This is a genomic window from Proteiniphilum sp. UBA1028 (assembly GCF_002316955.1).
GTDB lineage: Bacteria > Bacteroidota > Bacteroidia > Bacteroidales > Dysgonomonadaceae > Proteiniphilum.
Map to the genome: position 1 here is coordinate 88,459 of NZ_DCEN01000025.1, position 6,858 is coordinate 95,316.

Below are 6,858 nucleotides of genomic sequence, written 5' to 3' on the forward strand. Positions count from 1 at the left end.
CAATTAATATGAAGTATTCCTTGAAAATATTGTTCTTTTTGATTTTGTTGTCTGCCACACATTTTCTTGTGGCACAAAATAATATAATCGATGAGATTGTCTGGGTTGTGGGCGACGAAGCCATCCTGAAATCGGAGGTGGAAGAATACCGTAAGGAGATCCTGATGCAGAATCAGCGCATTGAGGGGGATCCCTATTGTTTTATTCCTGAGCAGCTGGCCATCCGGAAGCTCTTTCTGGATCAGGCCAAACTGGACAGTATTGAAGTGCAGGAGTCCAATGTGAATCGTACACTCGAGTATCTGGTCAATGAATATATCGCTTCCACGGGTTCTGTGGAGCGGCTCGAAGAATATTATGGAAAAAGCATTGCCGGCATCAGGGAAGACCTGCGTGAACAAATACGCGAACAGCAACTCGTGGAGGGCGTGCAGCAGAAACACTTCGGAAGTGTACAACTGACCCCTTCGGAGATAAGGAAATATTACAACAGCCTTCCACAGGACAGCTTGCCTTTCATCCCTACAACGTTGGAAGTGCAGATCATCACGGTGGAACCGAAAGTCCCTCTTGAAGAAATTGACAAGGTGAAAGAGCGATTGCGTGAATACACGAATCAGATAAACAACGGAGAAAGGGAGTTCTCTACTCTGGCGCTGCTGCATTCCGAGGATCCCTCTGCGATTAAAGGAGGTGAAATGGGATTTATGACCCGTTCGCAGTTGGTTCCCGAGTTTGCCAATGTTGCCTTTTCCCTGAACGATCCGAAAAAGGTGTCGAATGTTGTTGAAACGGAATATGGATTTCACATCATCCAGCTGGTAGAGCGTAGGGGAGATATGGGTAATTTCCGGCATATTCTGCTGAAACCCAAAGTTCCACAGGAGTCACTCGACACAGCACTGGTGAGGCTTGATTCTATTCGCAGCGGAGTCTTACAGAAAAAGATCACGTTCGATGAGGCTGCTACCTTCCTTTCGGCTGATAAAGACACGCGCAACAACAAGGGAATCATGGTGAACAATAGCCGGGGACCCAATGGCGGAACCCCGCGTTTTGCCCTGAACGAACTGAATCAGGACATCGCAAAAGTTGCGGGCGAAATGAAAGAGGGTGAGGTCTCTGAACCGTTTATCATGCTCAACGAGAAAGGACGACAGGTGGCGGCGATGGTGAAGATCTCCGCACGTAATGAAGGGCATAAGGCCAATATCAACAACGACTACCAGATTGTTAAACAAATGGCGGAAAACGCCAGACAGCAGAAGCTGGTGGATGAGTGGCTTCAGGAGAAAATCGGCAAAACATATGTCCGTATAGACCCTGCATGGCAGGGGTGTGAACTCAAATATAAGGGATGGCTAAAATAATCCTTTTTGTTTTATTAGCTGCAACACAGGCGCTGCAACCTCCTTCAGAACCTCCATCAACAGAGCCTGATACCCGCATCATCGAGTTGAGGCAGGCCGACTTGTGGAGTAAACGAAGCGGCTTTGATGCCGAAATTCTGACTGGCAACGTTACGTTTTTTCACGAAGGTGCCTTTATGTATTGCGACAGTGCCTATCTCTATCAGCAGACCAACTCATTCGAGGCATTCAGTAACGTGCGCATGGAACAGGGAGATACCATCTTTGTATATGGAGACTATCTTCATTATGACGGCAACACCCGTCTGGCACAACTTCGGAATAATATCCGGATGGAAGACCGTACAGCTACACTTTTTACCGATAGCCTCGATTACGACAGGATGATGAATCTCGGTTATTATTTTGAGGGAGGGATGCTGGTAGACGAAGAAAATGAACTGACATCGTTTTGGGGACAGTATAGTCCCGATACCAAACAGGCATTGTTCAGCGACAGCGTAAAACTGGTAAACGAGGATTATATCATCTATGCAGATACGTTGAAATACAATACTGAAACGAAATACGCCGACATCCTGGGGCCTTCTCGCATTGTGTCAGATAGCGGTTACGTGTACACCAGTAACGGATGGTATAACACGGTGACCGAAGAATCGCGACTGCTGGACCGTTCGGAAGTTTACAGCAACGACGGGACCAAAGTCCTCATAGGCGATACTATTCTCTATAACCGTCAGACCGGGGAGGGGGAGGTCTTTGGCAACATGTTCCTTGAGGACAAAAAGAGAAAGGCCATTCTCCAGGGGAACTATGGATTTTATAACGAAAAAACTGAATACGGACTGGCCACCGATTCGGCTTTCGCCATCGACTACTCGCAGGAGGAGAGCCTGTACGTGCATGGAGACACGTTGGTGATGATCACCGATTCTGTGCACCGTGATATCAAAGCCTACTATCAGGTGCGTTTTTTTCGTACCGATCTACAGGGAATATGCGACTCATTGCATTACTCTTCGCGTGATTCCATGGTGTATATGATTGGCGATCCGGTGGTCTGGAACAAAAACAACCAGATTTCGGGAAATCAGATAAATGTTTTTTTGAACGACTCCACCATAGAAAAAGCAGTTGTGAAGGATTATGCGCTGGCCATTCAGGACAGAGGAAAACAACAGCAATATAATCAGTTGAGCGGGAGGGATATGACAGCTTTCTTTCGTGATGGTGATCTTTATCATGTGCTGGTGGAAGGCAATGCTGAGTCTCTCTATTATCTGGTAGAGAAAGACAGTACCATCATTGGTTTAAACAAAACGGAGAGTGCTTATCTTTCCATGGATATTGAAAACGAACAGATCAAACGGTTGAAGCTGTGGTCGTCCACCACTGCTGTAACAACCCCTTTGCCTCAGCTGAAACCGGAGGATTCACGCCTGAAAGGCTTCGTTTGGCTCGATTATTTACGTCCGGCGGGACCCAGTGATATTTTCCGCAGCAATCAACGACGCAGTTCGGAAGCAGTGGAACAACGTCAACGGCGTTTCGAGAGAGAGGACATTACGTTGTAAGAATACCGGGCTTGTAAATCGTCACGGGATTCCCTATGTTTGTAACAACTAAAATACTTTTCACTTATGGGCACTTTTTTTTTCTATAATAACAGAAAGCCGCGTAAATTTAATTATACGCCTATCCTTCATGATCCGGAGGAAGATGCACGTAAGGAGAAACTGCAAAACCGGATCGAAGAGATAAAAAAAGAAATGGGTATACAGCCGGCCGTATCCGAAAAAAAAGTTGCGGAGCGGAAAGATTTCAAGGCTGAATTTATCTCGCAAACCCGTCATCTGAAAAAAAGGAAGGTGCGGGAAGCTTCGGGTCAGGGTACTTTTTTTTCCAATAACGGGTTACTTATAATTATACTAATCATTCTTTTTGCAATTTTCTTGTTCTGGTTATTGGGATAGGAATCAGACATTCATTTTATGCCAGACATCATACATCTTCTTCCAGACTCCATCGCTAACCAGATTGCTGCGGGTGAGGTAATTCAACGACCTGCATCGGTAGTGAAGGAGTTGGTGGAAAATTCGCTCGATGCCGGAGCATCGCATATCCGGATATACATTAAAGATGCAGGACGTACGCTCATTCAGGTGATTGATGACGGAAAGGGCATGTCGGGTACCGACGTACGGATGGCTTTTGAACGTCATGCAACATCAAAAATAAAAAATGCAGATGACCTATTTTCGCTTACCACGATGGGATTCCGTGGTGAGGCGCTCCCTTCCATTGCTGCAATATCGCAGATTGAGGTAAAGAGCCGCCGCGAAGAAGATGAATTAGGTACACTGGTGGTAATAAACGGTTCGAGGCTGGAAAAGCAGGAGCTCATTTCCTGTGCTGAGGGAACATCAGTCTCTGTGAAGAACATCTTTTTCAATGTCCCTGCACGTCGGAAATTTTTGAAATCGAACGAGACAGAACGTCGTAATATATTTTCTGAAATTGAACGTATTGCGTTGGTGAATCCTGATATTGAGTTTACCCTCGTCGAGAATGATCTTGAAACGCTACATCTGCCTAAAGCGGGCTTGCGGCAACGTATCGTGCAGCTGGAGGGGAAGAGTGTCAGCCAGCAGTTGATTGAGATAAATGAAGAGACCACGCTCGGTAAAATTCACGGATACGTAGCCCGCCCTGAATTTGCCCGGAAAGGGAGAGCTAGCCAATTTTTTTTCGTAAACAACCGCTATATCCGTCACCCTTACTTTCACAGGGCGGTGATGACGGCTTTTGAGCCGTTGATTGCCGCGAACGAAAAGCCGGGCTATTACATTTATCTTCAGGTGGACCCCGATACGATCGATGTCAATATCCATCCCACAAAAACAGAGGTAAAGTTTGAAAATGAACAGGCCCTCTGGCAGATTCTCATGGTTACGGTAAAGGAGTCCCTGGGTAAATTCAATGCTATTCCCAGCATTGACTTTGATACCGACGATGCACCGGAGATTCCTATTTATGATCCTTCGCGTAGTGCACCCATGCCGAGGGTGAATGTGAACTCAGGTTATAATCCTTTTCACAACCCACGTCCGGAAAGTAAATCTTTTTCCCCCCCCGCATTTGGATGGGAACAATTGTACCAAGGTTTTGAGAAGGAAAAGGAACTGAAACCCGAAGTGGAAATCCATGTACAGGGAAATCTTTTTAAAAGTCCCGGAACAAATTCTGATCACCCGGAGACGGAACTTTATCCTGAACATTATCAGTATAAACAAAAATATATTCTCACTTCCGTGAAATCGGGGCTGATGATCATTGATCAGCACAAAGCACATGTGCGTATACTTTTCGATAGGTACATGGAGCAAATAAGGCACAGGAAAGGGGTGACGCAACGTGTGTTATTTCCGGAAGTACTCGAATTGTCGGCAGCCGAAGCTGCCTCATTGCCATCCCTCAAGGATGATTTGGAAGCTTTGGGCTTTGAGTTGAGCCACTTGGGTAATCACAGTTTTGCTGTGCAGGGTGTGCCGTCCGAAATTGAAAATTTGGATGCGGCACTTCTTATCCGGACAATTATCGGAAAAAGCATGGAAACGGGAAGCGACGTTAAGGCAGAGATACAGGAGTCGATGGCACTTTCTTTTGCCTGTATGACAGCTATTCCCTATGGAAGAATATTGACATCGGAAGAGATGCTTCTTATTGTAAGTCAGCTTTTTGCATCAAAAACGCCCACGTATACACCCGATGGACAACGTGTAATAAGTATGATTTCCGACCAGGATATTGAGAAGAGATTGCAGTAATTTTTTTATCTTTTATTTAGACGCTATGGACTATGCTTATTGTGGCAACAGCGGATTACAATTGCCCAAAATATCCCTTGGACTATGGCATAATTTCGGACATGCCGCGGACTATGAAACATCACGTGCAATGATTCTACAGGCTTTCGCAAAGGGAGTTACCCATTTTGACCTGGCGAACAATTACGGGCCTCCTCCCGGATCGGCAGAGATGAATTTCGGCAAAATTCTCAGAAAGGACCTCGCTTTCCATCGTGACGAGATGATTATTTCGTCCAAAGCGGGGCATCTCATGTGGGATGGTCCCTACGGCGATGGCTCATCGAGGAAAAACATTATGGCGAGCATCAACCAGAGCCTGCAACGCACCGGATTGGAGTATTTCGATATTTTTTATTCCCACCGATATGACCCCGCTACACCGGTGGAAGAGACCATGCAGGCTTTGGTGGATATCGTCCGTCAAGGCAAGGCGCTCTACGTGGGGATTTCAAAATACCCGCCTCTCCAGGCCCGCAAAGCAATGAACTATCTGAAAGAACGGGATGTGCCCTGTCTTATCTTTCAGGATAAGTATAGCATGTTCAACCGCAAGCCAGAAGAAGAGATTCTGAATATCACTGCAGAATACGGATCGGGCTTCATCGCATTTTCTCCGTTGGCGCAGGGAGTGCTTACCGATAAATACCTCAACGGCATTCCTGCATATTCCCGTGCAGCAGATCCTGCCGGATTCCTTCGACAGGAACAGGTTACCGGTGAACTGGTGGAGAAGGTGAAGATGCTTAATAAGATCGCCGGACAACGGAGCCAGACAATGGCTGGGATGGCACTGGCTTGGGCATTAAGAGACGAGAGGGTTACTTCCCTTATTGTGGGCGCACGCAATATAGAACAGCTGAACGATAATTTGAAAGCGCTGGAAAACCTTGCTTTCACTGAAGAAGAATTAAACCAGATAGATGCGATTCTCGACGGTGCTACACTGTAATCATTACCATATTGTTAAGAGTCGGAATGCTGCATACATGCATTTTCGGTTGATCTGTTGCCTGGTGATCATGCTCGCAGGATTGTTTTGTTTCACGGGTTGCACTGATGAAACGGACGAATTCACTATTCCCTTTGCGCCTGTCAATTTTACCATTGACTTACGCAGTTATGATCATATTTTGAACAATGCGCTGTCATATAAAATCTTTACAGAGAAAGACCGGCGTGTGGATTCCGACCGTTTTGGCTATGCCGGCTTGTTGGTGGTAACCGATGCCACCGGCAATGGCATTTATGCTTATGATCTTTGTTGTCCCTATGAAGACGACAAACATATAAGAGTAGAACCGCGTGATGACGGAAAAGCAAAATGTCCCGAGTGTGGATCTGTGTTCGTTACAATGTATGGCAATACGTTCGGTGATATTATGTCCGGCTTTGGTGCGCCGGAGAGAGGACCGGCCACCGAAGCGTTACAAAGTTATCGCGTGATGAGGCAAAATGGGGTTTATCGTATAACCAACTGACCCTTCTCCAGATCTGCTTTATGCAATCAACTAAGGAAATTGCCCGTCAATTTGTAAAATTTGGCCAAAATGCTTTGAAAAGCGGAGAAACATCTTTACATTTGCACTCGCAAAAAATGGGTTTGTTGCGGAAGTAGCTCA

The 6,858-nt window shown here is 46.0% G+C and carries 6 protein-coding genes; all 6 read left to right on the forward strand.

Annotated features, from left to right (window positions below):
• Positions 1-8: 8 nt before the first annotated feature.
• The 6 genes from B3Z75_RS03330 to B3Z75_RS03355 all read left to right on the forward strand — a co-directional run bounded on the left by B3Z75_RS03330 (position 9) and on the right by B3Z75_RS03355 (position 6,717).
• Positions 9-1,370: a peptidylprolyl isomerase gene (locus tag B3Z75_RS03330; protein WP_294067739.1), complete on the forward strand. Its 1,362-nt coding sequence runs from the start codon at positions 9-11 to the stop codon at positions 1,368-1,370.
• Positions 1,358-2,944, forward strand: coding sequence for an OstA-like protein (locus tag B3Z75_RS03335; RefSeq protein WP_294067741.1), 1,587 nt, complete (start codon positions 1,358-1,360; stop codon positions 2,942-2,944). Before B3Z75_RS03330 ends, B3Z75_RS03335 begins: the two co-directional genes overlap by 13 nt.
• Positions 2,945-3,010: 66 nt before the next feature.
• Positions 3,011-3,343 carry a hypothetical protein gene (locus B3Z75_RS03340; protein WP_294067743.1) on the forward strand — a complete coding sequence of 111 codons (333 nt, stop codon included), beginning with the start codon at positions 3,011-3,013 and terminating at the stop codon, positions 3,341-3,343.
• A gap of 18 nt (positions 3,344-3,361) precedes the next feature.
• Positions 3,362-5,197 (forward strand): DNA mismatch repair endonuclease MutL, encoded by a 1,836-nt coding sequence (gene mutL, locus B3Z75_RS03345; RefSeq protein ID WP_294067745.1) that lies wholly within the window; start codon positions 3,362-3,364, stop codon positions 5,195-5,197.
• Positions 5,198-5,222: 25 nt separating this feature from the next.
• Positions 5,223-6,188 (forward strand): aldo/keto reductase, encoded by a 966-nt coding sequence (locus B3Z75_RS03350; RefSeq protein ID WP_294067747.1) that lies wholly within the window; start codon positions 5,223-5,225, stop codon positions 6,186-6,188.
• Positions 6,189-6,225: 37 nt separating this feature from the next.
• Positions 6,226-6,717 carry a hypothetical protein gene (locus B3Z75_RS03355; protein WP_294067748.1) on the forward strand — a complete coding sequence of 164 codons (492 nt, stop codon included), beginning with the start codon at positions 6,226-6,228 and terminating at the stop codon, positions 6,715-6,717.
• Positions 6,718-6,858 lie beyond the last annotated feature (141 nt).

Excerpts from the sequence above, each read along its gene's own strand:
- B3Z75_RS03330 (WP_294067739.1), top strand. The coding sequence starts at position 9 with ATGAAGTATTCCTTGAAAATATTGTTCTTTTTGATTTTGTTGTCTGCC.
- B3Z75_RS03335 (WP_294067741.1), top strand. The coding sequence starts at position 1,358 with ATGGCTAAAATAATCCTTTTTGTTTTATTAGCTGCAACACAGGCGCTG.
- B3Z75_RS03340 (WP_294067743.1), top strand. The coding sequence starts at position 3,011 with ATGGGCACTTTTTTTTTCTATAATAACAGAAAGCCGCGTAAATTTAAT.
- mutL (WP_294067745.1), top strand. The coding sequence starts at position 3,362 with ATGCCAGACATCATACATCTTCTTCCAGACTCCATCGCTAACCAGATT.
- B3Z75_RS03350 (WP_294067747.1), top strand. The coding sequence starts at position 5,223 with ATGGACTATGCTTATTGTGGCAACAGCGGATTACAATTGCCCAAAATA.
- B3Z75_RS03355 (WP_294067748.1), top strand. The coding sequence starts at position 6,226 with ATGCATTTTCGGTTGATCTGTTGCCTGGTGATCATGCTCGCAGGATTG.